This window comes from Rathayibacter sp. AY2B7, from assembly GCF_002931635.1.
In the GTDB taxonomy this organism is placed as follows: domain Bacteria; phylum Actinomycetota; class Actinomycetes; order Actinomycetales; family Microbacteriaceae; genus Rathayibacter.
Genome location: NZ_PSUC01000001.1, coordinates 1 through 24282, shown reverse-complemented (window position 1 = coordinate 24282; position 24282 = coordinate 1). Strand labels below are relative to the sequence as shown.

The following is a 24282-nucleotide window of genomic DNA, read 5'->3' as shown; positions in this document are numbered from 1 at the left end:
CCCTGCCGGAGCCCTCTCGTGAGCGCGGACGCGCTCGTGAACGGGCCCGCGCCGCTCGTCGGCGTCGTGATGGGGTCGGACTCGGACTGGTCCGTCATGCAGGCGGCGTCCGCCGTCCTCGCCGAGTTCGGCGTGGCGCACGAGGTCCGCGTCGTCTCCGCGCACCGCACCCCGGAGGCGATGATCGCGTACGGCCGCGAGGCCCGCGGCCGCGGCCTGAAGGTCGTCATCGCCGGGGCGGGCGGAGCCGCCCACCTCCCCGGCATGCTCGCCGCCGTGACCTCGCTCCCCGTCGTCGGAGTGCCGGTCCCGCTCGCCCGCCTCGACGGGCTCGACTCCCTCCTCTCGATCGTGCAGATGCCGGCGGGCGTCCCCGTCGCCACCGTCTCCATCGGCGGAGCGCGGAACGCCGGACTGCTCGCGGTGAAGATCCTCGCGACGGCGGACGACGCCCTCTCCGCAGCGCTCGACGCCTTCGCCGCCGACCTCGAGGTGCAGGTCGCCGCGAAGAACGACGCCCTGGTGGCGGGCCTGTGACGGCCGTCGCCCTGCCGCTGCGGCACCCGGACGTCGCCTCCCGCGCCTTCATGACGCGGCGGGCGTGGTGGCTGCTGATCGTCAACCTGCTGGTGCCCGGGTCCGCTCAGGTCCTCGCGGGCAACCGCCGGCTCGGGCGCCTGGGGCTCGGCTTCACCCTCGGGCTCTGGGTCGCCCTCCTGGTCGCGGTGCTCCTCTACTTCGTCTTCCCGACCGGCCTCTACACGCTCGCGACCTTCGACCTCTCGATGCTCGCGCTCCAGGCCGCGCTCGTCGTCTACGGGGTGGTCTGGGCCGTGCTGACGCTCGACACCCTCCGCCTGATCCGCGTCGTCCGGGTGCGCCCGCGGATGCGCGGTGTGCTCGCGTTCGCGACGATCGCGCTGATGGCGGTCTCGGTCGGCACCACCGCCTACGGCACCTACCTGCTCGGCGTGACCCGGGGGACGCTGTCGTCGATCTTCGGCGGCGGAGCGATCGAGCAGCCGATCGACGGCCGCTACAACGTGATGCTCCTCGGCGGCGACGCGGGAGAGGACCGCGACGGTCTGCGCCCCGACAGCATCTCGGTGGTCAGCATCGACGCGTCGAGCGGCAAGGCCTCGATCATCGGCGTCTCGCGCGAGTTCGTCGACTTCCCGTTCCCCGAGACCAGCCCGATGCACGAGCTCTATCCCGACGGCTACGACACCGACAACTGCGCCGTCGACGTCTGCAAGCTCAACTCGGTCTACACCGAGGTCGAGCTGAAGCATCCGGAGCTCTACCCCGACGCCGTCGACCACGGCAGCGAGCCCGGCATCGAGGCGATGCGCGACGCGGTCGAGGGCATCCTCGATCTGAGGATCCAGTACTACGCGCTGATCGACATGGAGGGCTTCGCCCAGCTGATCGATGCGCTCGGCGGCATCGACATCGACTACGTGGCCGACGAGCCGCTGCCCCTGGGCGGGCTGCCCGACTCCGACGGCGTGATGCAGGGGGTCAACCAGTGGATCGATCCCGGGCACTGGCACTTCAACGGCGAGCAGGCCCTCGCCTACGCCCGCTCGCGCTACACCACGAGCGACTACGACCGGATGGCGCGCCAGCGGCAGGTGCAGGAGGCGCTGCTCGCCCAGTTCGAACCGGGCAACGTCCTCGCCGAGTTCCAGGACGTCGCGTCCGCCGGGTCCCAGGTCATCAAGACGGACGTCCCGCAGGGGATGCTCGGCTACTTCGTGCAGCTGGGGCTCAAGACGAAGTCCCAGCCGGTGGATCCGATCGAGCTGGTCCCGCCGGCCGTCGACCCGGAGGACCCGGACTACGACGTCGTGCACTCGCTGGTGAGTGCCGGACTGTCGGGCGACTCCGCGCCGTAGAGGGCCGGGTGCCGCACGCCTCAGAGGTCGGCGTGCAGCGCCCAGACGCGCTCGGCGGAGTCGCGCCAGCTGAAGGCGCGGGAGCGGTCGCGGCCGGCCACCGACATCCGCTCGCGCAGCCCGGTGTCGGCGAGCACGCTGCTCATGGCGAGGGCGAGGCGGTCCGGATAGTCCTTCGCGTCGCCGCGCTCGACGGCGACGCCGGCGTCCGCGGCGACCTCCATCAGCGCGGGGTCGTCGGAGTGCACCACCGGCACTCCGAAGTGCATCGCCTCGAGCACGGGCAGGCCGAAGCCCTCGGCGATGCTCGGGTAGACGAAGAGCGTGGCACGGGAGAGGACGACGGCGAGGTCGGCGTCGCTGAGGACTCCCAGGGCGCGCACGCGCGTCTCGTCGAGGCCCTGCTCGTCGGCGACGGAGGCCACGTCCAGGTCGCCCCAGCCGGTCGGGCCGACCAGGAGCAGCGGGATCGCCGGCGCGGACGCTCCTCCGAAGGCCGCGATCAGCGAGACCAGGCCCTTGCGCGGCTCCAGCGTGCCGACGCTCAGCACGTACTCCGGGGGGAGGCCCAGCGTCGTGGCGCGCTCGTCGGCGTCCTCCGGGACGACCAGGCCGGAGCCGACGGCTCCGCCGATCACGCGCAGTCGATCGCCGAAGTCCATCAGCTGGGCGAGCTGGTGGGCGACCGCGTGAGTGGGGACGACGACGGCGTCCGCGTGCTTGCGGGCGCGCTTGGCCATCGCCCGGTGCCACTTCGCGCCGTGGGGGGTGAGGGTCTCGGGATGCGTCCACGGCACCGTGTCGTGGATCGTGACGGCGATCTGCTCGCCCTCGCTCCCGTCGTGGCTGCGCAGCGGGGCGAAGAGGCTCGGGGCATGGATCATGCCGCCGCCGGCCGGGATGGCGATCCCGTACTGCCAGGCGCGCGAGAGCTCGCGGCGCCCGAGCGGCAGCCGGTGGATGCGCGCGAGGCCGGGCAGGCGCAGACGCAGCTCCTCCTCCTTCTCGGGCGGGTGGGCGGAGACGACGGCCTCCACCTCGCAGTCGCGGGGAGCCGTCGCGATCAGCTCGCGGGTGAGCTCCTCGGTGTAGCGGCCGATGCCGCCGGGCACGCGGGCGAGCATCTGGTCGACGACGACGCGGAGAGTGGTGGTCACGGGGTCACCGCCTCGAGGGGTGCGGCGGCGAGCGCGTCCTGCCAGGAGCGCAGCGGCGGCAGGCCCGCCCGGCTCCAGCCGTCGTGGCCGAGGACCGAGTAGGCCGGACGCGGAGCGGGGCGGACGAACGAGCCGCTGTCGGTCGGGCGCAGGCGCTCGGGATCCAGGCCCGCCTTGGCGAAGACGGCACGGGCGAAGCCGAGCCAGGTCGTCTCGCCGGAGCTGGTGCCGTGGTAGACGCCGGCCGGGGCCTCCGCGTCGACCAGCTCGATCAGGCGCACGGCGAGGTCGGCGGTCCAGGTGGGCTGGCCGTGCTGGTCATCGACCACGGTCAGCGTCTCGTGCGCGCCCGCCAGTCGCACCATCGTCTTCGCGAAGTTGCCGCCGTGCTCGCCGTAGAGCCAGGCCGTGCGGACGACGTAGCCGCGCTCCGGGTTGGCCTCGAGCACCAGGCGCTCGCCCTCGGCCTTCGTGCGGCCGTAGGCCGAGATCGGATTCCGGGGGTGGTCCTCGGAGTACGGGGTCGTCGCGGAGCCGTCGAAGACGTAGTCGGTGGAGACCTGCACGAGTGCGGCTCCCGTCTCCGCGGTGGCGAGGGCGAGGTTGCGCGCTCCGACGGCGTTGACGCGGTGCGCCTCCTCCTCGTCGGTCTCGGCGTCGTCGACGCGGGTGTACGCGGCGCAGTTCACCACGGCGTCGTGTCCCGCGACGGCGGCGCGCACGGCGTCGAGGTCGGTCACGTCGAGGTCGGAGCGGCCGAGGGCGGTGCTGGGGCGGGAGCCGAGGGCCGCGCGCAGGTCGGTGCCGAGCATGCCGGAGGCGCCCGTGATGAGGAAGGTCACCTCCTCATCATGCCCGAGCGGTCCGTCGGCCGACGATCGGCGCTCCGGCACGCCGCCGGGTGGGGCAGAGAGGCGTCGCGGGCCCGTGACACGCCGTCGTTACACTGGCGACCGTGCAGATCCGAGAGCTCGACATCCCCGACGTCTACGAAGTGACTCCGCGCCAGTTCCCCGACGATCGCGGGGTCTTCTACGAGTTCTACCGCTTCGACCGCCTGGCCGAGAAGGTCGGGCACCCGCTCTCGCTCCGGCAGGGCAACACCTCCGTCTCACGGCGCGGCACCGTCCGCGGCATCCACTTCGCGCAGATCCCGCCGTCGCAGGCCAAGTACGTCTCGTGCTTCTCCGGTGCGGTCCTCGACTACGTGATCGACGTGCGCGTCGGGTCGCCGACCTTCGGGCGCTGGGAGTCGATCCTGCTCGACGACGTCGACCGCCGCTCCGTCTACATCGCCGAGGGGGTCGCGCACGCCTTCGTGGCGCTGACCGAGGGCGCCGTGGTCTCGTACCTCGTGAACGCCACCTTCGACCCGGTGCGGGAGAAGGGGATCGACCCGCTCGACGAGCAGATCGGCCTGCGCTTCCCGGAGGAGGCCGGCGAGCTGCTTCTCTCGCCGAAGGACACCGACGCACCGACGCTGGCCGAGGCCGAGGCGCAGGGCCTGCTGCCGACCTGGGACGAGGCGCGGGCCTTCTACACGGAGCTCGACTCCGCGTCCTGACCGCCGATCCGGTGGGCGGGCCGATCGGCGCCGGCCGGGCGGCCCGCCCGACCGGAGCGGATCAGCTCTTCGAGCGCAGGCGCATCAGCGCGACCCGGGCGCCCAGCCCGGCGCGGACCGCCGCACGGATCGGCGCCTGGTACCAGGCCCCGTATTTCTGCGCGAGGTAGAGGTAGGCGCTGCGGTGGTGGACCGCGAGCATCCGCGCCGAGGCCAGGCGGGTGGAGTGCCCGCCGAGGTGGGAGACGACCGCGTCGGCGAGGTAGACGTTGGTCCACCCGCGCTGTCCGAGCGAGTCGCCCAGCTGGACGTCCTCGAAGTACATGAAGTAGCGGTCGTCGAACCCGCCGATCTCCTCGAAGGCCGTGCGGCGCACCATCACGCAGGCGCCGGAGAGCCAGCCCGCCTCCATCCGGCCGTGGCGGAGGGTCTCGACCGCGCGCGAGCGCCGGTAGGTCGCCGACCACGGGTTGCCGGGCCAGACGTGGGCGAAGACGGCGTGCCCGACGCCCGTGCCGAGCGAGGGCAGAGCGCGGGCGGAGGGGTAGATCGTGCCGTCGGAGTCGAGGATCCGGGGCCCGATCGAGCCGATCCGGTCGTCCGCCGTCGCGGCGGCGTAGAGGGCGTCGATCGAGCCGGGGAGGAAGACCGTGTCCGGGTTGGTCACCAGGATCCACTCGACCTCGGGTCCGAGGCGGTCGACCGCGTAGTTGACGGCCCGGCCGTAGCCGAGGTTCTGCCCGGTCTCGTGGAACTCGACCTGCGGCAGGCGCTCGACGACGCTGCGGACGGAGTCGTCCGTGGTCAGGTTGTCGACCACCACGATGCGCACGTCGTGCTCCGTCGCCTCCGGCACGGACTCGAGGCACGCGCGGAGGACCTCACCCGAGAAGTGGGTGACGACGACGACCGCGATGGGCAACGTCGAGCGGGCGATGGGAGCCTCCGGGTGGTGCGGCGTCGACGGGTGGAGTGCCCCGTCGGAAGAACTCGACGAGGCTAGCACGCGACTCGAGCGGTGCCCGGGAGCCTGCGGCCCTCAGCGGACGATGTCGACGGGCTCGGTGCTGACGGCCACGGCGGCGGGGGAGACCGTCTCGATCGCGGGCAGCGCATCGTGCGCCGGACGGCGGAAGACGACGAACTTGTACATGCAGAAGTTCCACACCAGTCCCACGAGGACGGCGACGGCCTTGGCGATGTTGATCGCGAGGAAGGCGTTCTCGCCGGAGCTGGGGAGGAAGAGCAGCGAGTTGCCGAAGCGGGTGTCGAAGAAGACCTCGAAGCCGTAGATGATCGCCGACTGCAGGACCAGCGAGCTGAACCCGGTGACGAGGAAGAACTTCGCGAACGTGGCGACCGAGACCCTGCCCGGGTGGCGGAAGACGAAGAAGTGGTTCAGCGCGTACGAGATCGTGATGCCGACCAGGACGGAGAAGACGTTGGCGACGAGGGTCGGCAGACCGAGCAGGAGCACGAGCGTGTTGAGGATGAGGAAGTCGATCGCCGTGTTGGTGCAGCCCGCGATGAGGAAGCGGACCTTCTGCGATTCGAGGAGTCTCTTCATCTGCGGTGCTCTTTCCCGTCCCCCTCTGGCGTCGATGCCCGACCGTCGGGCTCCGACGGGCGTCCATCGGGGCAGGCGAACAAGGGGTGAACCGCCGTGCACTGTCGTCCATCGTAACCGCGGAGCCCTGCCGGGCGGTCGAACGGCCGGTGCCATGTTCCTGAGAGAGTGCGCGGGCGGGCGGCGGGCCGCGGGGCGCGCTCGGAGGCTCGCGAGCACCGCCTCGTTATACTCGCAGGGCTCTCACCGGTCAGCCGGTGCACCGGAAGAACGGATCCTCCCCGCCTCATGCGCTCCCTCGCCGTCGTCGTCCCCACCTACAACGAAGTCGCGAACATCGCGACGGCGCTGCCGCGGGTCGCGCTCGCGGCGTCCCGCAACCCCGACTTCCACGTGTCCGTCGCCGTCATCGACGACAGCTCCCCCGACGGCACCGCGGACCGCGCGCGCGAGCTCGCGGCCGAGCTCGGATCCGACACCTTCGAGGTCCTCGTGCTCTCGCGCGAGAAGAAGGAGGGGCTCGGCGCGGCGTACATCTGGGCCTTCCAGCACCTCCTCGCGGCCGAGCGCCGCTACGACTACCTGCTGCAGATGGACGCCGACCTCTCGCACGACCCGGACTACATCGACGCCTTCCTCCGCGAGGTGCGCGCGGGCGCCGACTTCGTGGTCGCCTCCCGCTACATCGCGGGCGGGGGCACTCCCGACTGGACGCTCGACCGCAAGCTGCTGAGCGGTGGCGGCAACCTCTACACGCGCCTCTTCCTCGGCTCGAAGATCACCGACTGGACCGGCGGCTTCAACCTCTTCAGCGCGGACCTCCTGCGCACCCTCCACCTCGAGACGATCCGCGCAGCCGGCTACGGCTTCCAGATCGTGCTCAAGTACCGGGCCCTGCGCCGGGCCCGCGGAGTGAAGGAGATCCCGATCGTCTTCCTCGACCGCACGGTCGGCAACTCCAAGATCCCGAGCGACACCCTCCTGAAGAACCTCCTGCTCGTCCTGGCCATACGGTTCGGCGGGAAGCACCGGTGACGGCGGGTCCGACGGGATCCCCTCGGACCCGGAGGGCCCTCCTCGAGCTCGCCGCCCTCGCCGTCGTCGTCAGCGGGACCCTGCTCGTGCTCGGATTCATGGTCGGCACGCCGTGGCGGCCGCTGCTCTTCCGCGACGGCGACTCGCTGGCGCTGCCGCTGATCCTGCAGTCCTCCGCCGAGGGCCGCCCCGCGGCGTGGGTGATGACGAGCCAGCTCTTCCTCTTCCCCGAGCTCCCCGTCTTCGGCGTCGCGTGGCTGCTGACCGGTGGCGATCCCGCGGCGGCGCTCGCGGTCAACGCCGTGCTCAACGTCGTCCTCCTCTACGGCGTGCTCCGGATGCTCGCGCGACGGCTCGTCGAGGACCGGCGCCGCCGGCTGCGGCCCGCCGCCGCGCTCGCCGGCATCGCCGTGCTGCTGGTGCTCTGCCTGACGGAGGGCCGCGCGCTCAACAACGAGGGCGCCCTGGCGACCACCTTCCTCCTCACGACCTACTACTACGGCGCGGTGCTCACAGGCCTCGCCGGGCTCGCCGTCGCCCTGGGCGCGCTGCGCGAGCGCCGTCCGGCCGCGCGTCCGCTGCTCCTGGTCGGAGCGGCCGTAGCCGCGACGACCCTCTCCGATCCCCTCCTCCTCGTGCAGTTCGTCGGCCCCCTGCTGGTGGTCCTCGTCGTGCTGCTGGTGCTCGGTCTCGCTGCTCCCCGCGCGGTGCTGATCGTCGCGGGAACGGTCCTCGGGGCCGCCGCGCTCGGGGCCGCGCTGCGGATCCCGCTCGGCTTCCTGATCGGGACCGACGCCGGCGGGTACCTCCGGCTGCCGCTCGCCGGGACGGCCCTGGACGACCTGATCGTGCAGTTCCTGGTGCTGAAGGCGCCGCTGATCGGCAAGCTCGAGGTGGCGCTGCTGGGTCTGCTGCTGCTGGCGGCCCTCGCCGTCGTCGTGGCCGGTGTCGCCCGACTGGCGCGGGGAGCCGCCCTCGACGAGGCGGCCCGTGCGCGCTTCGCGGTGTGCGCGTTCCTGCCGGCGCAGACGGCGGTGCTCCTGGTGGTGCAGGTCTTCACCGGCAGCTCGGTCAGCCGCTACCTGATGCCGATCCCGGTGACTGCGACCGTGGTCGTGATCGCCCTGATCGGGGCCGCGGCGGCGTACCGGCGTGCTGCGGGCGCGCGGCTGGCGCCGGTCGTCCGCGTCGTCGCCCCGCTGGCTGCGGCAGGCCTCGTCGTAGCCGCCGTGCCGGCCACAACGGCGGTCGCCTCCGCGGCGGCCGAGGCGCGATCGGACCCGGACGCCGATTGCCTGGAGCGCTGGATCGACGGCCGCGAGCTCGCGGGCGTCGGCTCGTTCTGGTCCACGCGGCCCCTGGACCTCTACGGGCCGGCCTCGCTGCACGTCCAGCAGGTCAACTTCGACTTCACGGTGCAGCTGTGGATGAACAACCTGAGCGACTACCGCGACCGGCAGTACAGCTTCGTGCTGGCCGACCGCTCTCCCGACTGGGCGGGGCTCGCGCGCGGGACGCTCGGCGCTCCCTCCGATATCGTCGCCTGCGGGGGGTTCGACATCTACGACTACGCGGGCACCGACGGCGAGACCGAGCTGAACCGGATCGTCCAGACCAGCGTGGAGGAGCAGCGCCGTGAGCGCGGCTACTGACGTGCGCGGCCCGCGGACGGCGAGTCGGCGGCGCCGGACGCTCGTCGAGCTCGGATGGGCCCTCGTCGCCGCCCTCGTCTCGGTCGTCGCCGCCGTGCTCGCGCTCGGGATCGGGCCGCAGGACCTGACGGCCCGCTGGACCGTGGGCGGCGACGACCAGATCCTGCACTACACGCTCTTCACCAGCGCCACGCAGGCGTTCCCGTTCGACGGCAACGCGGCGCTCGGCTTCCCCGACGGGTTCAACGCCTTCTTCAGCGCGCAGTTCGACGTCGCCTCCGCCCTCGCCGTGTCGGTCCTGGCCCTCGTGGTGCGCGACGGGACGACGCTCCTGAACGTCTTCTACCTGGGCACGTTCGCGACGGTCGCCGTCACCGGCTACGTGTTCTTCCGCGCCCTCCGCACGCGGCCCTGGGTCGCGGCGTTCTCCGCGGTCCTGCTGTCGCTGCTGCCGTACCACTTCCTCCGGATCGGATTCGGCCACGCGTTCCTCGCCAACTACTGGGCGATCCCGCTCCTGGGCGTGATGGTGCTGATGGTCGCCGGACCGCGCACCGATCCTCTCCGAGCCTGGGCCGAGCGGGGCGCGACGCGGAGGAGCCGCGTACTGCGCTCCGTCGTCCCGGGAGTCGTGCTCGGGCTCCTGGTGGCGAGCACGGGCGGCTACTACTACGTCTTCGCGGTCCTGGTCCTCGGAGCGACCTGGGCGGTGAGCACGGCCGCCGGGCTCCTCTCCCGCGAGCGGCTGCGCGTGCTCGCTGTCTCGTCGGTGCCGTTCCTCGCGCTCGGCGTGTTCGTCGGGCTCTCGCTGCTGCTGCTCTCGCTCGACTTCGGGGAGCGCTACAGCCCGTACTTCACGTCGCGGACCGTGGGGGAGTCGGAGGCCTACGCCGGCAAGCTCGTGCTGCTGGGCCTGCCCTGGTCGGGGACCGGGCTGCCGCAGGGGTACGGCCTGCTGAACACCTACGCGGGCCAGTCCGGCGTGGCGCCGACGACGGAGCCGCCCGGGTTCTCGATCCTCGCCAGCGTCGCGCTCCTGATCACGCTCGTGGCGCTTCCGATCACCGCGCTCGGCGGCGGACGGGCGCTCCGTACGACCGCGATCGGCCGGTTCTTCTCGGACGCCCGCGTGCGCGTCCTCGCCGTGGCGACGCTGGCCGCGCTCCTCTTCTATACGGTGACGGGCCTGGGCGTCGTGGTCTCGCTGGTGGCGGGGCCGACGATCCGCGCGTGGGCGCGGATGTCGATCGTCATCGCGGTCCTCGTCCTCGGCGTGCTCGCGCTTCTGCTCGATCGGATCACGGCCCGTGGCGGTGTCCGGATCCTCGTGGCGGCGCTCCTCGCCGCCGTCGCCGTGGTCGATCAGCTGGCCGGAGTATCGGCCGCGGTGCCGATCGCTCCCACCGACGACTCCGAGATGCGCTCGTTCGTGTCGGAGGCCGACGCGCAGCTGGACGACGGCTGCGGAGTGGTGGAGCTCCCCCTGAAGAGCTTCCCCGACAGCGGGCGGATCGGAGCGCTCTCCGACTACGACGAGGCACTGCCCTACCTCGCGACCGAGGAGGGACGCCTCCGCTGGAGCTACGGGGCGGTGGAGGGCACCTACGGCTGGGACGTCTGGGGCGACGTCGACGACCCGGCGGAGTTCGCCGACGCCGTGGCGGGCAGCGGCGCCTGCGCCGTCTACGTGGACACCGCCGGCTACACCGACGACCCCGACGGCTGGCGGGCCTACGTCGAGGCGGCGACGGGGGACGTCGAGCCCGAGGTCGCCTCCGCCTCCGGGCGCTGGCTGCTGTTCACGACCCGGCGCTGATCAGCGGTCGTCGAAGGCCAGCTCGAGCAGGCGCCGAGCGGTGCGGTCCCACCCCGGGATCGGCTCCGGTGCGAGTCGCCGGGGACGGCGCAGCGCCTCTCCGATCGCGGCCGACCACCCGGTGCGGTCCGCCGGGTCGATGAAGACGGCGGCGGACTCCCGCCCGGCGAGCGCGTCGCGGAGGCCGGGGATGTCGGCCGCGAGCACCGGAGTGCCACAGGCGACGGCCTCGAGGGCGGGGAGGCCGAAGCCCTCGTGCCAGGAGGGCATGGCGACGGCGTCGGCGCCCGTGAGCAGGGCCGGCAGATCCTCGTCGGCGACGTAGGAGGAGGCGAAGCGCACGTCGGCTCCTGCGGCGACCGCGCGGGCGACGGCGGAGTGGACGTCCTCGTTGTCCCAGCCGTCCCCGCCGACCAGGAGCAGGGTGTGGTTCTCCGGCCGCTCGGCCTGCCGGTACGCGTCCACCAGGGTGACGAGGTTCTTGCGGCGCTCGATCGATCCGACGAAGAGCAGGTAGGACCCGAGCCCGTGCTCCGCGCGGACCCGCGCCACCTCCTCCTCGCCGCGGGCATGGAAGAGGTCGGCGTCGATCGTGGTCGGCAGCACGCGGACGCGCGCCGGATCGACGCCCAGAGCGCTCTCGACCTCGGCTGCGGACGACGGGGTGCCGGTCAGGACCAGATCGCTGCGTCGGATCCACCGGGGCACGGACCGCGACAGCAGCTCTCGGCGCTCGCGCGGAACGAGCTCGGGCATCACAGCGAAGCAGACGTCGTGCACGAAGGTGAGCGAGCGGGAGCGGGCGAGCGGCCAGCTCCGGAAGTTCGGGAAGAAGTAGGCGCCGCGGCCGAGCAGGAGGTCGATCCCCGGCGCGGGCAGTCGGGTCAGTGCGCTCCACACCGGCCGGGGCAGCGGCACCGGTCGGACGCGCAGCGTACGGAAGCCGAAGCGCTCGAGCGAGCCGGCCTCGCTCGCCGGCACGACGAGAAGCACCTCGACGTCTGCGGCGGTCGCGTCGGTGTCCAGGGCGTGCAGCAGGCCGAGCAGGACGCGGCCGACCCCGGTCAGGCGCGGCGCCGCGAGGGCGGTCGCGTCGACCAGGAGGCGGCGGCGCCGCGCGGTCACGGCCTGCTGAGGCGGACGGTGGAGTCGATGTCGACGACGCCGTCGTGCACGGAGGCCCGCTCGACCGTGAAGGTCGCGGCGACCGGGATCCGCATGGTCTCGCCCTGCGAGAAGGTGGCCGAGGAGGCGTGCACGGCGTAGTTGCCGGCGCCGAGGTGCAGGTCGGGGAGGGTGAAGGTGACCGTCATCTCACCGTCGACCGCGCTCAGCGGCGTGCCGATGCGCTCGGTGTTCGTCCCGAAGACGCGCTGGCCGAGGGGCGTGTCGATGCCCATGCCGATGTTCCAGTCGTCGACCGGGCGGCTGGTGCGCACCGTGACGTCGAACTCGAGGGTCTCGCCGCTGCGGACGACCGTGCCGCCGTGCTCGATCGATCCGCCGCGCAGTCGGCAGCCCAGGATCTCGATGAGCTGGGAGGCGGGCTCGTCCGCGGCCTCGGCGGCCTCGGCCTCGCGCTCCTGGCGGGCGGCCCGACGGTCCTCGAAGCTCTCGCGGAGGACCTGGAGCCCCTCGGAGGTCTCGCCGTCGAAGACGACGGTGCCCTTCTCGAGGACGATGGTGCGGTCGCAGAGCTCGCCGACCTGCTCGAGCGAGTGGGTGACCAGCACGATGGTCTTGCCCGCGCGCTGGAAGGCGCGGATGCGGTCCATGCACTTGCGCTGGAACGGCTCGTCGCCGACGGCGAGCACCTCGTCGACCAGCAGCAGGTCGGGATCGGTGTGGATCGCGATCGCGAAGGCGAGCCGCACGTACATGCCCGACGAGTAGAACTTGACCTGGGTGTCGATGAACTCGGCGATCTCGGAGAAGTCGACGATCGAGTCGAACTTGCTGTCCAGCTCGCTCCGCGAGAGTCCGAGGATCGCGCCGTTGAGGTAGACGTTCTCGCGCCCGGTGAGGTCGGGGTGGAAGCCCGCTCCGAGCTCGAGGAGCGCGGCGAGGCGTCCGCGGCGCTCCACGGTGCCGGTCGTCGGCTGCACGATGCCGCCGATGAGCTTGAGGAGCGTGCTCTTGCCCGATCCGTTCGCGCCGATGAGGCCGACGGTCGAGCCCAGTGGGATCTCGAGGTCGACGTCGCGGAGTGCCCAGAACTCGTCGCGGTGCTTGCGCCCGCGGCCGAAGTTGACGATCCGCTCCTTGAACGACTTGTCCTTGCGGATGACGAAGCGCTTGGAGGCGTTGCGCACCCGGACGACGGTCGGGGTGCCGGAGGAGGCGGGCACGGACTCCTGCTTACTGGTGAGGGTCACGATCAGATCTCCTGGGCGAAGTTGCCCTCGAGGCGGCGGAAGATCCGGTGGCCGATCCACACGAACACCAGCCCGACGACGAGGACGATGAGAAGGCGCAGCTCCATGTCCGGCGGCCATACCTGGGGGGCGATCTCGTTGCCGTCGATGATGCTGACGCGCGAGCCGTCTCCCCAGATCGCGCGCTGGAAGGCGAGGATCGCGTTCGAGATCGGGTTGATCAGGTAGAGCTGCTCGGCCCAGCCGTGGCCCGCTCCGGTGGAGGCGGCGACGACGAAGTTCCACGCGTAGACGATGGGGGAGAGCCAGAAGAAGATCTGCAGCCCGACCTCGACGAGGAACTGGACGTCGCGGAGGTAGACGTTGAGGGCCGAGAGGGCCAGGGCCAGCGCGAGGCCGTACACGAGCACGATCGCCAGCGCGGGCACGATGTAGAGGAGCTGGACGCCGAAGATCAGCGAGCCCGTGAGGACGGCTCCCGCGATCAGGACGACGAACTGCACACCGAAGTTGAAGAGGGCCGAGCCGATGGCCGCCACCGGGAAGATCTCCCGCGGCAGGTACACCTTCTTGATCAGTCCGCCGTTGCCGAGGATCGACGTGGTGCCCGCGGTCACGATCTCGCTGAACAGGCCCCAGAGGGTGAGCCCCGAGAAGACGAAGATCGCGAAGTTCGGGACGCCGCGCGAGGCCCCGAGGATCTGGCCGATCGCCACGTAGTAGATGAGGAGCATGATCAGCGGCCGGACGAGGCTCCAGACGAAGCCCAGGCTGCTGTCCTTGTAGCGCGACTTCAGCTCGCGCCCCACGAGCAGGCGGAGCAGCTCGCGGTGCCGCAGGATCTCGGCGAGGGAGGCGACGAAGCCGCCCGAGCCGCCGCCGACGGCCGACGTGGTGCCGGCGATCTGGAACGGCTCGTCGGCGATCGCGCGCGCGCGATCCACAGCTTTGCTGGGCATGGAACTCCAAGCTCTCGGCCTCCGCCGGGCGACGGACCGCATCATTATACGTGCGGCCCACCCTGGAGCCCCCTGGCTGGCGTGCCGGTGCGCGGCGCATGGCGGGTAGTCTTGCTCCCGCTCGCCGACTGAACGACACGAACGAGGTGTTCGCCATGCCCACGCAGCCTTCCGACGTCCCCCTGGACCCGGCGCCGCAGAGCGCTGGGGACCCCGCCCCCGTCCTCGGCGGCACGGGCGAGGACGCTCCTCCCGCTCCCGACCCGAGCCTCGAGTCGGCCGTCGGCGACGCCGCTCCCGCAGCCGTCCCGGCGGAGCCCGAGCGCACATCCGGGGCTCCCATCGAGCCCCGTCTCGCCGAGCCCGAGTCCCCGGACGAGGAGCTCGCCCGCCTGCGCGCGCAGGTCGACTCCCTCCTCAACGACCCCTTCGACGAGTGGGTCGAGCGGATCCAGGTGGGCGGAGTGACCGCCTCCGGCTTCGAGCGCACCCTCTCCTGGCGGGTGACGAAGCCGCTCCGCCTGGTGCGCACCTTCCAGATCCGAGTCGAGCAGCTCGGGCTGTCGGGCGCCGTCGGCCACAGCGCGCGCTTCGTGAAGCGCCGTCTGTCCGGTCGGGCGCGATGAGCGACCGGTCGCAGGTCTCGGCCGCCGGCCCGGCCGCCGCTCGCGCCCACCGCACGGAGGCGATGCTGCAGCGCCTGGAGCAGATCGGCGCGCTCCTCTTCGACGAGGAGCGCCGCGCCTCGCTGCGCACCCGCGGGCCCGGCCCGTACCTCGACGAGGTGGCCCGCGAGATCCGCTCGCGCCAGGACGACGAGCTGACCTGGGTCGCGCTGGTGTCGTTCACGGCCGCGTACCCGACGAGCGAGCTGTTCGACTGGTTCCGCCGCGCCCTCGAGCTCGCACCCGAGGAGGCGGCGCTGCGCATCTTCCTCGAGGCGGGCTCCCGCACCGCGACCGGGTTCGCCGATCTGGACGCCCGCGTCGAGGTCGTCACCGGGGCCGTCCTGATCGACGTCGACTTCCCCGCCCGCCACGGGCACAACACCGGCGTCCAGCGGGTCGTGCGCCAGACCGTGTCCCGCTGGGACGCCGAGCACGAGATCGTCCCGGTCGCCTGGGTCCATGGATCGATGTCCTTCCGGCGCCTGAGCGCGATCGAGCACGAGCGCGTCGTCGACTGGTCCTCCGCCGGGCGGCGCGACTGGGAGCACGGCGATCCGGAGCGCATCGAGTTCGTCGTGCCCTACCGCAGCGTCGTCGTCATCCCCTCGGTGCCCGACTACAACCAGTGCGGGCCGCTCGCGGCCCTCGCCGAGTACTCCGGCAACGAGGTCGTCGTCCTCGGCCACGACGCTATCCCCGTCGTCAGCGCCGACACGGTGCCGCCGGAGGAGACGGTGCGCTTCGTCAACTTCCTCTCCGTGGTCAAGCACGCCGAGCGCGTCGCCACGGTGAGCGCCGCGGCCGCGCTGGAGTTCGAAGGCTTCGTGCGAGCGCTCCCCGCTCAGGGCCTCACCGGCCCGACCGTCGTCCCGGTCCCGCTGCCCGTGGAGCTCCCGGACGGCCTGCGCTCCGAGGGGCGGAGCGCGTCCGGCCTGCCGCTCGTGCTCTGCGTGGGCAGCCAGGAGCCCCGCAAGAACCATCTCGCGGTGCTGCACGCCGCCGAGGTCCTCTGGCGCGAGGGCCTGCGCTTCCGCGTCCGCTTCATCGGCGGGGCCAACCCGTGGGCGCACCAGGTCTTCGATCCCCGCGTCCGCGAGCTGGTCGCCGCCGGACGCCCGGTCGAGGTGCTCCGCGGAGCCGACGACGACGTCCTGATCGCGAGCTACCGGGAGGCGCTGTTCCTGGCGTTCCCGTCGCTGCACGAGGGGTACGGCCTGCCGGTCGCCGAGGCGCTGTCGATCGGGCTCCCCGTGCTGACCTCGCGCTACGGCAGCACGGCGCAGATCGCCGAGCACGGCGGATGCGTCCTGATCGACCCGGAGTCCGACGAGGAGATCACCGACGGCATGCGCCGCCTGCTGACGTCGCCGGAGCTCGTCGACGAGCTCCGCCTCGAGGCGGCAGAGCGGCCCGAGCGCACCTGGGACGACTACGCCCGGGAGTTGTGGGCCGCCCTGATCGGCCCCTCGGCCCTCATCGAGCACGAGGAGGCGCCCCGTGCGCTCTAAGCAGTACCTGGTCGACCGTCTCGCCACCCTGGTGCGCACCCTGGCCCCCACCGTGGAGCCGCTGGGCAGCGTCGACGCCCTCACCGGACAGCTGAGCGTTCTGCTGCCCGCCCCCACCGACCGCGAGGTCTGGCTGGTGCTCGCCGTCCTCCGCGGCACGCTCCCGCGCCGGGAGGACGTCGTCGACGGCCGCCGCCGGGCCCGGCTGGACGGCACCGCCGGTCTGCTCACCCACGCCGCGTCCACCATCGCCTCGAACCGGGTCTTCGCCCGCTTCCACCACCCCGAGGTCGAGGTGGTCGTCGGCGCGGTCGTCGTCGACGTGCACCACACCGCGCGCACGGGACTGGCCACGGGCATCCAGCGCGTGGTGCGGCAGAGCCTCGTCCGCTGGACGCGCGACCACGAGATCCTGCTCGCCGGCTGGGACTCGACCCACGAGTCGCTCGTCATGCTCACCCCGGAGCAGAGCCGGAACGCCGTCTCGGGCGACGTGCCCGACGCCGCCGAGGACCGCTCCCGCGTGATCGTCCCGTGGCAGGGCACCTACCTCCTGCCCGAGCTCGCCGTGGAGGACGAGCGGACGTCGCGCGTCTCCGCCCTGGCCGAGTTCAGCGGCAATCGCACGGGCACCATCGGCTTCGACTGCGTGCCGGTCACCACCGCCGAGACGGCGAGCACCGGCATCAGCGCCGCCTTCTCGCGCACGCTCGTCGCTGTGTCGCACATGGACCGCATCGCGACCATCTCCGAGGCGGCCGCGACCGAGTACTCCGGCTGGCGCCACATGCTCGGCAGCGTCGGGATGCAGGGGCCGGACATCCGGCCGATCCTTCTGCCCTCGCAGCCGGAGAGCGTCTCGGACGAGGAGCTGGCCACCGCCGCGCGCTCGCTGGTGACCGGTGACCTCCCGCTCGTCGTCTGCGTCGGCAGCCACGAGCCGCGGAAGAACCACCTGGCGGTGCTCCAGGCCGCCGAGCTGCTCTGGCGCCGGGGCGTGCGCTTCAGCCTGGTCTTCATCGGCGGCAACGCCTGGAGCAGCGCCGAGTTCGAGTACCGACTCGAGGTCCTCGAGGGCCAGGGCCGTCCGGTCCGCTCGCTCTCCAAGATCACCGACGCGCTGCTCTGGAGCGCCTACCGCCTGGCCCGGTGCACGGTGTTCCCCTCGATCAACGAGGGCTACGGTCTCCCGATCGTGGAGTCGATCTCGGTCGGCACCCCGGTCGTGACCTCCGGCTTCGGCAGCATGCACGAGGTCTCCGCCTCGGGCGGCGCGCTGTTCGTCGATCCGCACGACGACCACGACATCGCCGCGGCCCTCGAGCGGCTGCTGACCGACGACGAGCTGCACGCGCGGCTCTCGGCGGAGGCGCTCGCGATCGACGGCGGCACCTGGGACGAGTACGCCGCCCGCGTCTGGTCGTACCTCGTCGAGGGCGAGGGCGTCGACGAGCGGGGCCGGGCCGAGCAGTCGGACGCGACCGCCTAGGCGTCCTCGACCCACCGCGTGCAGAAGGCCCCCGCTCCAGGAGCGGGGGCCTTCTGCACGCGGTGGGCGCGGCTCAGCCGGAGCGGCGCGCCAGCTCGATGTCGTTCTCGACCATGCGGGCGACGATCTCCTCGAAGCCGACGGTCGGCGCCCAGCCGAGCACCTCGCGGGCCCGGGAGGCGTCCCCGCGCATCTCGGGGGCGTCCACGGGGCGCGCGAACCGCGGGTCGATCGTGACCCGCTGCTCCCAGTCGTCGATGCCGGCCGCGGTGAAGGCGGCACGGACGAAGTCGCGGACCGAGTGCGCGACTCCTGTCGCCACGACGTAGTCGCCCGCCTCGTCGGCGCGCGAGGCGCGCACGAGGGCGTCCACGTAGTCGGGGGCCCAGCCCCAGTCGCGGCGCGCGTCGAGGTTGCCGAGCGAGAGCTCCGACTCGGCGCCCGTCGCGATCGCCGCGACGCCGGCGGTGATCTTGCGGGTGACGAAGCCGAGCGGCCGACGCGGCGACTCGTGGTTGTAGAGGATGCCGGACGAGGCGTGGAGCCCTCGGCCGCGGTAGACCGTGACGAGGTGGTGCGCGAACGCCTTCGCGGCTCCGTAAGGAGAGACGGGGCGGATCGGGGTCCGCTCGGTCTGCGGGTTCTCGGTCGCGGCCCCGAAGATCTCGGAAGAGGAGGCCTGGACGAAGCGGACCTCCCGGCCCGCCGACTCCTGGAGCGCCAGCGAGGCCTCCAGGAGCGCGGCGACCGCGGTGCCGGTCACCTCCGCCGTGAGCACGGGCTCCTTCCACGAGAGCGCGACGGAGGAGAGGCCGGCGAGGTGGAAGACCGTGTCCGGCTGCGCCTCCGCGACGATGCGGCCGAGGCCGGAGGCGTCGCGGAGGTCGCCCTCGAAGGCGCGGACGGCGGCGGGAAGAGCGGCGTCGTCGGTCCCGCGCACGAGCGCGGAGACCTCCCAGCCGTCGGCGAGCAGGCGCTCGACGAGGTAGCCCCCGTCCTGACCGCTCGCTCCGGTGACGAGAGCGGCAGGCATGACTACTTGATCAGCGCGGACTGCTCGGCGAGGTCGTTCTCGACCATCATCGCCACGAGCTCGGGGAACGAGACCTTCGGCTCCCAGCCGAGGACGTCCCGCGCCTTCGCCGGGTCGCCGATCAGCAGGTCCACCTCGGCGGGACGCATGAACGCGGGGTTCTGGGTCACGTACGGGGTCCAGTCCTCGATGCCGACGTGGTTGAAGGCGATGTCGAGGTACTCGCGGATCTCGTGGGTCTCGCCGGTCGCGACCACGTAGTCGTCGCCCTCGGGCTGCTGCAGCATGCGCCACATCGCGTCGACGTAGTCGCCGGCGAAGCCCCAGTCGCGCTTCGCGTCGAGGTTGCCGAGCTCCAGCGTCTCCTGGAGGCCGAGCTTGATGCGGGCGACCGCGAGGCTGATCTTGCGGGTGACGAACTCCGGGCCGCGGCGGGGCGACTCGTGGTTGAAGAGGATGCCGGAGGAGGCGTGCATGCCGTACGACTCGCGGTAGTTGATGGTCATGTAGTGGCCGAAGACCTTGGCCACGCCGTAGGGCGAGCGCGGCCAGAGCAGCGTCTCCTCGCTCTGGGGGACCTGCTGGACCTTGCCGAACATCTCGGAGGAGGAGGCCTGGTAGAACTTCACGCGCGACATGTCGGAGCCGGCGTAGAGGCGGGTCGCCTCGAGGATGTTGAGCACGCCCTTGCCGGTCACGTCGGTGGTGAGCGACGCGTTCTCCCACGAGTAGGCGACGAACGAGATCGCACCGAGGTTGTAGACCTCGTCGGGCTGGGCGGCGGCGAGCACGCGCACGAGGCTCGACACGTCGGTCAGGTCGCCGGTGAGCAGGGTCACCTCGGGCACGGTGCGGCGGACCAGCTCGTACTTGGGGTTGTTCTGCCCGCGGACGAGCCCGAAGACCTCGTAGCCCTTCGAGAGGAGGAGCTCGGCGAGGTAGAGGCCGTCCTGGCCGGTGATTCCGGTGATCAAAGCGCGGGGCACGTGGTGGTCCAATTCGTCGGGGTCGATGACAGCGGGACACATACTACCCACGGGCACGGCCGGGCGCCGGGAGCGGTGCGGCCCGCCGGTATCCTGGCCGGGCTTCGGACCGATTGGACGCCATGCCGGAACTCCGCCCCGTCACGCTCGCCGTGCTCACCGTCGACCCGGGCGGGATGGGCGGCGGCGAGACCTACGCGCGCGCGCTCACGCGCCTCCTGGCGCCGCGGCCGGGGGAGGAGGGGCCCGCCGTGCAGGTGCTCGTCCCCGAGAACGCGCGCGGCTTCAGCGAGGGCGTGCCCGAGGTCGTGGCCGAGGGGGTCGTCAGTGGTGCGGGCCACCGCCGCCGGGCCGTGGGGATGCTCCAGGCCCTCCTGCGCACACCGCGCCTGCGCCGGCGCCTCGGCCGGGACGCGGTGCTCTACTTCCCCTTCACGGTCCCGCTGCCGTGGCCGTCGCGGCGGCAGGGGCACGTGCAGATGCTGTTCGACCTGCAGCACCGCGACCTCCCGCACCTCTTCCCCCGTGTCGAGCGCGTCTTCCGCCGGCTCGCCTACGAGGCGACCGCTCGCCGCGCCGACGCGGTCATCACCATCAGCGCCTTCACCAAGGGGCGGATCGTCGAGCTGCTGGGCATCCCGGAGGAGCGGATCCACGTGTCGCATCTCGGCGTGGACACCCGGCGCTTCGTCGCGAATCTGGGCACACGCGAGGACTTCGTCTTCTACCCGGCGCGCGCCTGGCCGCACAAGAACCACGCCCGCCTGTTCGAGGCGGTGCGCTTCCTGCGGGAGGAGGGGCACTCCCTCCGGCTCGTGCTGACCGGAGGGGATCTGGACCGCCTCGGCCCGCTGCCGGACTTCGTCGAGTGGCGCGGCCACGTCACTCCGGAGGAGCTCGCCGACCTCTACCGCCGAGCCGCGGTGCTGGCGTTCCCGAGCCTCTACGAGGGCTTCGGCCTCCCGCCCATCGAGGCGATGGCGTCGGGATGCCCGGTCGCCGCCTCCGACGCGGGCTCGCTCCCGGAGATCTGCGGGGACGCCGCGGTCTACGTCGATCCGCTCGAGCCGCGCTCGATCGCGGACGGGATCCTCGAGGCGATCGAGCGGACCGGCGAGCTCGGCCCGCTCGGCGTCGAGCGCGCCCGGTCCTTCAGCTGGGAGCGCTGCCGGGAGGAGCACCTCGCCGTGCTCCGCCAGGTGGCGCGGCGGCGCGGGCGCTGAGGAGTCCGGTCAGTCCCGCGGGTGCAGGAGGCGGCGCCAGCTCAGTCCCTGGGCCGCGCGCATCGCGCAGAGCACCACGAGCAGCCAGCCGGCGTCGAGCAGGATCGAGCTCTCGGCCAGCGCGGTGACCATCAGCACGGTCAGAACCAGCACCGGCCAGACGTGCACGACCGCCTTGCGCTCGGAGGCGATCAGCCAGGAGCGCCAGAGCGCGAGGCCGATCAGCACGACGAAAAGGACCACCCCGACCGCGCCGACCTGCAGGGCCACGTCGAAGAGGGCGTTGAGGCTCGACGAGTGCGGGCGGCCCGAGAGGTAGTCGATGGCGGTGAAGGGGTAGAGGTCGGGCCGCCAGTAGCCCACCCAGCCCCAGCCGACGATCGGAGCGAGGTCCGTGAAGCGCCAGACCTGCTGCCAGAGCCGCAGCCGGAACTCGAACTCGCTGCCCGCGTTCAGCAGCTCGATCACCCGGTAGCGCAGGAGCCACACGGTGAGGGAGGCCGCGGCGGCGACGCCGAGCACCGCGACCTGCCGCCGACGGCGGTGGGTGCCGTCGCCGTGGCGCACCCAGCGCAGAGCGAGGGCGACGACGACGGCCACGGCGAGCACGCCCGCGCTCACGGCGGAGCGCGTGAAGAGGAGGGTGACCGCGGCGAGGGCGATCGAGGCGACGGCCGGCCCGCGGGCGACGGAGCGGGTCATCAGCTCCACCGAGAACGTCACGATCGCCAGCAGGCAGACCAGCCCGAGCTGGTTGCGGGTGCCGACCAGTCCCTGGATCGGCCCGCCGACCGCGAGCAGGCCCTCCACGCCGAGGAAGCGCAGCGGCTGGTCGATCAGCACCCCCGAGAGCACCTCCACGGCGAGCGAGGCGATCAGCACGACCCGCAGCACGTCGCCGACCGAGCGGATGATCTGGATGATGTCGCGCGTCAGGCCGATCGCGATCGCCAGGAACGCCAGGGCGAACTGGTAGACGACGCTCGAGACCGTGGCCCAGGTGTAGTCGCTCCACAGCACGCTGAGCGCGATCCAGCCGAGGAACACCAGGATGCTCGTGGGCAGCAGGCCCTCCCAGTCGAGCCGCCCGCGCCGCAGGACGAGCATGACCGCCGCGAGGGCGGTGAGCGTGGCGACGGCGGCGATGTAGCCGGGCCAGCCGAGGAGCCCGCGGACCGCCGGGGCGCAGAGGACGGTGACGAGAGTGGTCTGCGCGAGGGCCGCCGCGAACTGCGGGGACGCCGTCGCGTCGGCGACGGAGGCGGGGAGCGAGGGGCGGCGGGGCCTCATCGCCTCGGGGAGGCGTCGGCGTGGGGGAGCGGGGTCGCGGCGAGGACCTCGGGCGTCTCGGTCGCCGGCCGCTTGGTCTGCACCGCGAAGAGGACGAGGAGCAGCCAGCCTCCCTCGATCAGGATCCGGCTCTCGAACAGCGACTGCGCCAGGAGGGCGACCACGATCAGCAGCGGAGCGAGGCTGACGGCCGTGTAGGGGAGGGTCGAGGTCGCGTCGCGCCGCGGGCGGTCGACCGCGCGGAACCAGGAGCGCCACAGCGTCGAGACGGCGAGCGCCGCGAAGAGGACGAGGCCGACCGCTCCCAGCTGGAGGGCGACGTCGAGCCAGGCGTCGTGGGCCTGCAGGTAGAGCACGCCCTTGCGCTCGGCGAGGGTGTCGAACGGGGCGGCCCAGGGAGCCCAGTAGCTGACCCAGCCCCAGCCGAGGACCGGGCGCTGCAGTGTGAGCGCGATCACCGAGTCCCAGATGTCGAGGCGGCCCGTGGCGTCCTCGCTCTTGCCGAGCAGGCCGAGGAGGGCGCCCCAGCCCGCGGCGCCTCCGGCGACGGTCGCCACCGCCAGCCCCGCGGCGGTCAGGTAGACGGGACGGCGGCGGGACTCGCCCCTCCGGCGAGCCCAGAGCGCGAACGCGGCCGCGAGGACGACGGCGACGAGGCAGAGCAGGACGGTCGCCGAGCGGGTGAGCAGAAGGGTCGCGACGAACAGGGCGACCCAGACCGCTCCCCAGCGGCGCCGGATCGAGTGGGCCGCCAGCTCGATCGCGATCACGATCAGGCCGAGCAGGGCGAGGAAGCCGAGGAGGTTGCGGTTGCCGACGATCCCCTGGACGGGCTCGCCGGTGAAGAGGGCGGCCTGCGACCAGTAGAAGGCGTCGGGCGTCGGTCCGTCGGCGGGAGGCTCGACGCCGAACGGCAGGACGGGCTGCCGCACGACGACCGCGATCACGAGCTCGAAGAGGAGCGACAGGCCGACCGAGAGGCGCAGGGCCCGTCCGAGAGCCGTGAGCAGTTCCCGGCTGCTCAGCGTGAGGGCGAGGACGACGCCGCCGAGCGTCGTCGCGAGCTGCGCCGTGACTCCGATCGCGCTCGCTCCCGGATAGGCGGACCACAGCAGCGAGAGCACCGCGAGCCCGAGGAAGAGGACCAGCGACTTCGGCGTGCGGGCCCAGCGCAGGCGGGGACGGGCGCGGACGAGCACGGCGATCGAGGCGCCCAGGAGCACCGCGACGACGACGCCCCAGCCCCACCATCCGGCGAGGTTCCGCAGCGACTGGCCGGCCAGCAGCACGGCCAGCACCGCCACCGCGAGCGCTCGGGGAGCGGCGGGGGCGGCGCGTCGGATCATGGCGACCAGTCTAGGGAGCGGGGGCGGCGCGGCGGCGTGCCGGGCGCGCCGCCGCTCGCTCCCCGGCCGGGGAGGCTCAGACGAACGCGGCGGTGCCGGTGATCGAGCGGCCGACGATCAGCGTGTTCATCTCGCGGGTGCCCTCGTAGGAGTAGAGGGCCTCCGCGTCGGCGAAGAAGCGGGCGACGCCGTAGTCGAGGACGATGCCGTTGCCGCCCATCACCTCGCGGCACCAGGCGACGGTCTCGCGCATCCGGGCCGTCGCGTAGGCCTTCGCGAGGGCGGAGTGCTCCTCGCGCTGCTCGCCGGCGTCGAGCATCTCGGACACGCGGGTCGCCAGGGCGATGCTGGCCGTGATGTTGCCGATGCTCTTGACCAGGAGGTCCTGCACCAGCTGGTGCCCGACGAGCGGCTTGCCGAACTGCACGCGCTCCTTCGCGTAGCGCAGCGCCGCGTCGTAGGCGCCGATCGCGACGCCGATGGCCTGCCAGGCGACCTCGGCGCGGGTGAGCCGGAGCACCTTCGCGGTGTCGCGGAACGAGTTCGCGCCCTGCAGGCGCAGCGACTCCGGGACGCGGACGCCCTCGAGCACGATGTCGGCGTTCTGCACCGTCCGCAGGCTCTGCTTGCGCGCGATGGCGGTGGCGCGGTAGCCCGGCGTCGAGGTGGGGACGAGGAAGCCCTTCACCTGGCCGTCCTCCGCGTCCTTCGCCCAG

At 72.5% G+C, this 24282-nt stretch carries 22 protein-coding genes; 10 read left to right on the top strand and 12 right to left on the bottom strand.

What is annotated here, in order from left to right; translation table 11 throughout:
- The first annotated feature begins 69 nt into the window (after nucleotides 1-69).
- Together purE and C5C27_RS00105 are read left to right on the top strand one after the other, a co-directional pair.
- Nucleotides 70-537 (top strand): 5-(carboxyamino)imidazole ribonucleotide mutase, encoded by a 468-nt coding sequence (gene purE, locus C5C27_RS00110; RefSeq protein ID WP_104249647.1) that lies wholly within the window; start codon nucleotides 70-72, stop codon nucleotides 535-537.
- On the top strand, nucleotides 534-1898 hold the full coding sequence (locus tag C5C27_RS00105; protein WP_258066451.1) for an LCP family protein: 1365 nt from the start codon (nucleotides 534-536) through the stop codon (nucleotides 1896-1898). The genes purE and C5C27_RS00105 overlap by 4 nt, the downstream gene beginning before the upstream one ends.
- A 20-nt stretch (nucleotides 1899-1918) precedes the next feature.
- Here C5C27_RS00105 and C5C27_RS00100 read toward each other — a convergent pair whose 3' ends face one another.
- Together C5C27_RS00100 and rfbD are read right to left on the bottom strand one after the other, a co-directional pair.
- Complete coding sequence (locus C5C27_RS00100; RefSeq protein WP_258066450.1) at nucleotides 1919-3055, bottom strand: glycosyltransferase family 1 protein; 1137 nt, start codon at nucleotides 3053-3055, stop codon at nucleotides 1919-1921.
- The gene (gene rfbD / locus C5C27_RS00095; protein WP_104313096.1) at nucleotides 3052-3897 is read right to left on the bottom strand and encodes a dTDP-4-dehydrorhamnose reductase; all 846 of its coding nucleotides are present in this window, start codon (nucleotides 3895-3897) and stop codon (nucleotides 3052-3054) included. Before rfbD ends, C5C27_RS00100 begins: the two co-directional genes overlap by 4 nt.
- A gap of 113 nt (nucleotides 3898-4010) precedes the next feature.
- On the opposite strand from rfbD, the gene C5C27_RS00090 reads away from it, so the two are divergent.
- Complete coding sequence (locus tag C5C27_RS00090; protein WP_104232821.1) at nucleotides 4011-4619, top strand: dTDP-4-dehydrorhamnose 3,5-epimerase family protein; 609 nt, start codon at nucleotides 4011-4013, stop codon at nucleotides 4617-4619.
- A gap of 61 nt (nucleotides 4620-4680) precedes the next feature.
- Here the strand turns inward: C5C27_RS00090 and C5C27_RS00085 are convergent, their stop codons facing one another.
- Entirely contained in the window at nucleotides 4681-5541 is an 861-nt protein-coding gene (locus C5C27_RS00085) for a glycosyltransferase family 2 protein (RefSeq protein WP_244229466.1), read from the bottom strand.
- 117 nt (nucleotides 5542-5658) lie between these two features.
- A complete protein-coding gene (locus C5C27_RS00080; protein WP_104223158.1) occupies nucleotides 5659-6186 on the bottom strand; it encodes a GtrA family protein in 528 nt (175 codons plus the stop codon).
- A 288-nt stretch (nucleotides 6187-6474) separates the two neighbouring features.
- On the opposite strand from C5C27_RS00080, the gene C5C27_RS00075 reads away from it, so the two are divergent.
- Genes C5C27_RS00075 through C5C27_RS00065 form a run of 3 tightly spaced genes read left to right on the top strand, consistent with a single transcriptional unit; the run spans nucleotide 6475 to nucleotide 10689 of the window.
- The gene (locus C5C27_RS00075) at nucleotides 6475-7221 is read left to right on the top strand and encodes a polyprenol monophosphomannose synthase (RefSeq protein WP_104313094.1); all 747 of its coding nucleotides are present in this window, start codon (nucleotides 6475-6477) and stop codon (nucleotides 7219-7221) included.
- Nucleotides 7218-8873: a hypothetical protein gene (locus C5C27_RS00070; RefSeq protein WP_104313093.1), complete on the top strand. Its 1656-nt coding sequence runs from the start codon at nucleotides 7218-7220 to the stop codon at nucleotides 8871-8873. The genes C5C27_RS00075 and C5C27_RS00070 overlap by 4 nt, the downstream gene beginning before the upstream one ends.
- A complete protein-coding gene (locus C5C27_RS00065; protein WP_146079577.1) occupies nucleotides 8857-10689 on the top strand; it encodes a hypothetical protein in 1833 nt (610 codons plus the stop codon). The genes C5C27_RS00070 and C5C27_RS00065 overlap by 17 nt, the downstream gene beginning before the upstream one ends.
- Here C5C27_RS00065 and C5C27_RS00060 read toward each other — a convergent pair whose 3' ends face one another.
- From C5C27_RS00060 to C5C27_RS00050, 3 genes are read right to left on the bottom strand one after another with little or no spacing between them, the layout of a single operon-like run.
- Nucleotides 10690-11814 carry a glycosyltransferase family 1 protein gene (locus tag C5C27_RS00060; protein ID WP_104313091.1) on the bottom strand — a complete coding sequence of 375 codons (1125 nt, stop codon included), beginning with the start codon at nucleotides 11812-11814 and terminating at the stop codon, nucleotides 10690-10692.
- Entirely contained in the window at nucleotides 11811-13064 is a 1254-nt protein-coding gene (locus C5C27_RS00055) for an ABC transporter ATP-binding protein (protein ID WP_258066449.1), read from the bottom strand. Before C5C27_RS00055 ends, C5C27_RS00060 begins: the two co-directional genes overlap by 4 nt.
- A 2-nt stretch (nucleotides 13065-13066) precedes the next feature.
- Nucleotides 13067-14023, bottom strand: coding sequence for an ABC transporter permease (locus tag C5C27_RS00050; RefSeq protein WP_104223153.1), 957 nt, complete (start codon nucleotides 14021-14023; stop codon nucleotides 13067-13069).
- Nucleotides 14024-14178: 155 nt separating this feature from the next.
- Between C5C27_RS00050 and C5C27_RS00045 the strand changes: the two genes are divergently transcribed.
- From C5C27_RS00045 to C5C27_RS00035, 3 genes are read left to right on the top strand one after another with little or no spacing between them, the layout of a single operon-like run.
- Complete coding sequence (locus tag C5C27_RS00045) at nucleotides 14179-14649, top strand: hypothetical protein (RefSeq protein WP_104313089.1); 471 nt, start codon at nucleotides 14179-14181, stop codon at nucleotides 14647-14649.
- A complete protein-coding gene (locus C5C27_RS00040; RefSeq protein WP_104313087.1) occupies nucleotides 14646-16199 on the top strand; it encodes a glycosyltransferase in 1554 nt (517 codons plus the stop codon). The genes C5C27_RS00045 and C5C27_RS00040 overlap by 4 nt, the downstream gene beginning before the upstream one ends.
- The gene (locus tag C5C27_RS00035; RefSeq protein WP_104238038.1) at nucleotides 16189-17688 is read left to right on the top strand and encodes a glycosyltransferase family 1 protein; all 1500 of its coding nucleotides are present in this window, start codon (nucleotides 16189-16191) and stop codon (nucleotides 17686-17688) included. The genes C5C27_RS00040 and C5C27_RS00035 overlap by 11 nt, the downstream gene beginning before the upstream one ends.
- Nucleotides 17689-17761: 73 nt before the next feature.
- On the opposite strand, the gene C5C27_RS00030 is transcribed toward C5C27_RS00035, so the two are convergent.
- Nucleotides 17762-18721: a GDP-mannose 4,6-dehydratase gene (locus C5C27_RS00030; protein WP_104313085.1), complete on the bottom strand. Its 960-nt coding sequence runs from the start codon at nucleotides 18719-18721 to the stop codon at nucleotides 17762-17764.
- Nucleotides 18722-18723: 2 nt separating this feature from the next.
- Nucleotides 18724-19707 (bottom strand): GDP-mannose 4,6-dehydratase, encoded by a 984-nt coding sequence (locus C5C27_RS00025; RefSeq protein ID WP_104275317.1) that lies wholly within the window; start codon nucleotides 19705-19707, stop codon nucleotides 18724-18726.
- A gap of 122 nt (nucleotides 19708-19829) precedes the next feature.
- Between C5C27_RS00025 and C5C27_RS00020 the strand changes: the two genes are divergently transcribed.
- Nucleotides 19830-20930 carry a glycosyltransferase family 1 protein gene (locus C5C27_RS00020; protein ID WP_104313083.1) on the top strand — a complete coding sequence of 367 codons (1101 nt, stop codon included), beginning with the start codon at nucleotides 19830-19832 and terminating at the stop codon, nucleotides 20928-20930.
- A 9-nt stretch (nucleotides 20931-20939) separates the two neighbouring features.
- Here C5C27_RS00020 and C5C27_RS00015 read toward each other — a convergent pair whose 3' ends face one another.
- From C5C27_RS00015 to C5C27_RS00005, 3 genes are all read right to left on the bottom strand, one after another.
- Entirely contained in the window at nucleotides 20940-22220 is a 1281-nt protein-coding gene (locus C5C27_RS00015) for an O-antigen ligase (protein ID WP_104313081.1), read from the bottom strand.
- Complete coding sequence (locus tag C5C27_RS00010) at nucleotides 22217-23566, bottom strand: O-antigen ligase (protein WP_104313079.1); 1350 nt, start codon at nucleotides 23564-23566, stop codon at nucleotides 22217-22219. The genes C5C27_RS00015 and C5C27_RS00010 overlap by 4 nt, the downstream gene beginning before the upstream one ends.
- Before the next feature lie 76 nt (nucleotides 23567-23642).
- On the bottom strand, nucleotides 23643-24282 hold a 640-nt coding region (locus tag C5C27_RS00005; RefSeq protein WP_258066447.1), incomplete at its 5' end, for an acyl-CoA dehydrogenase family protein.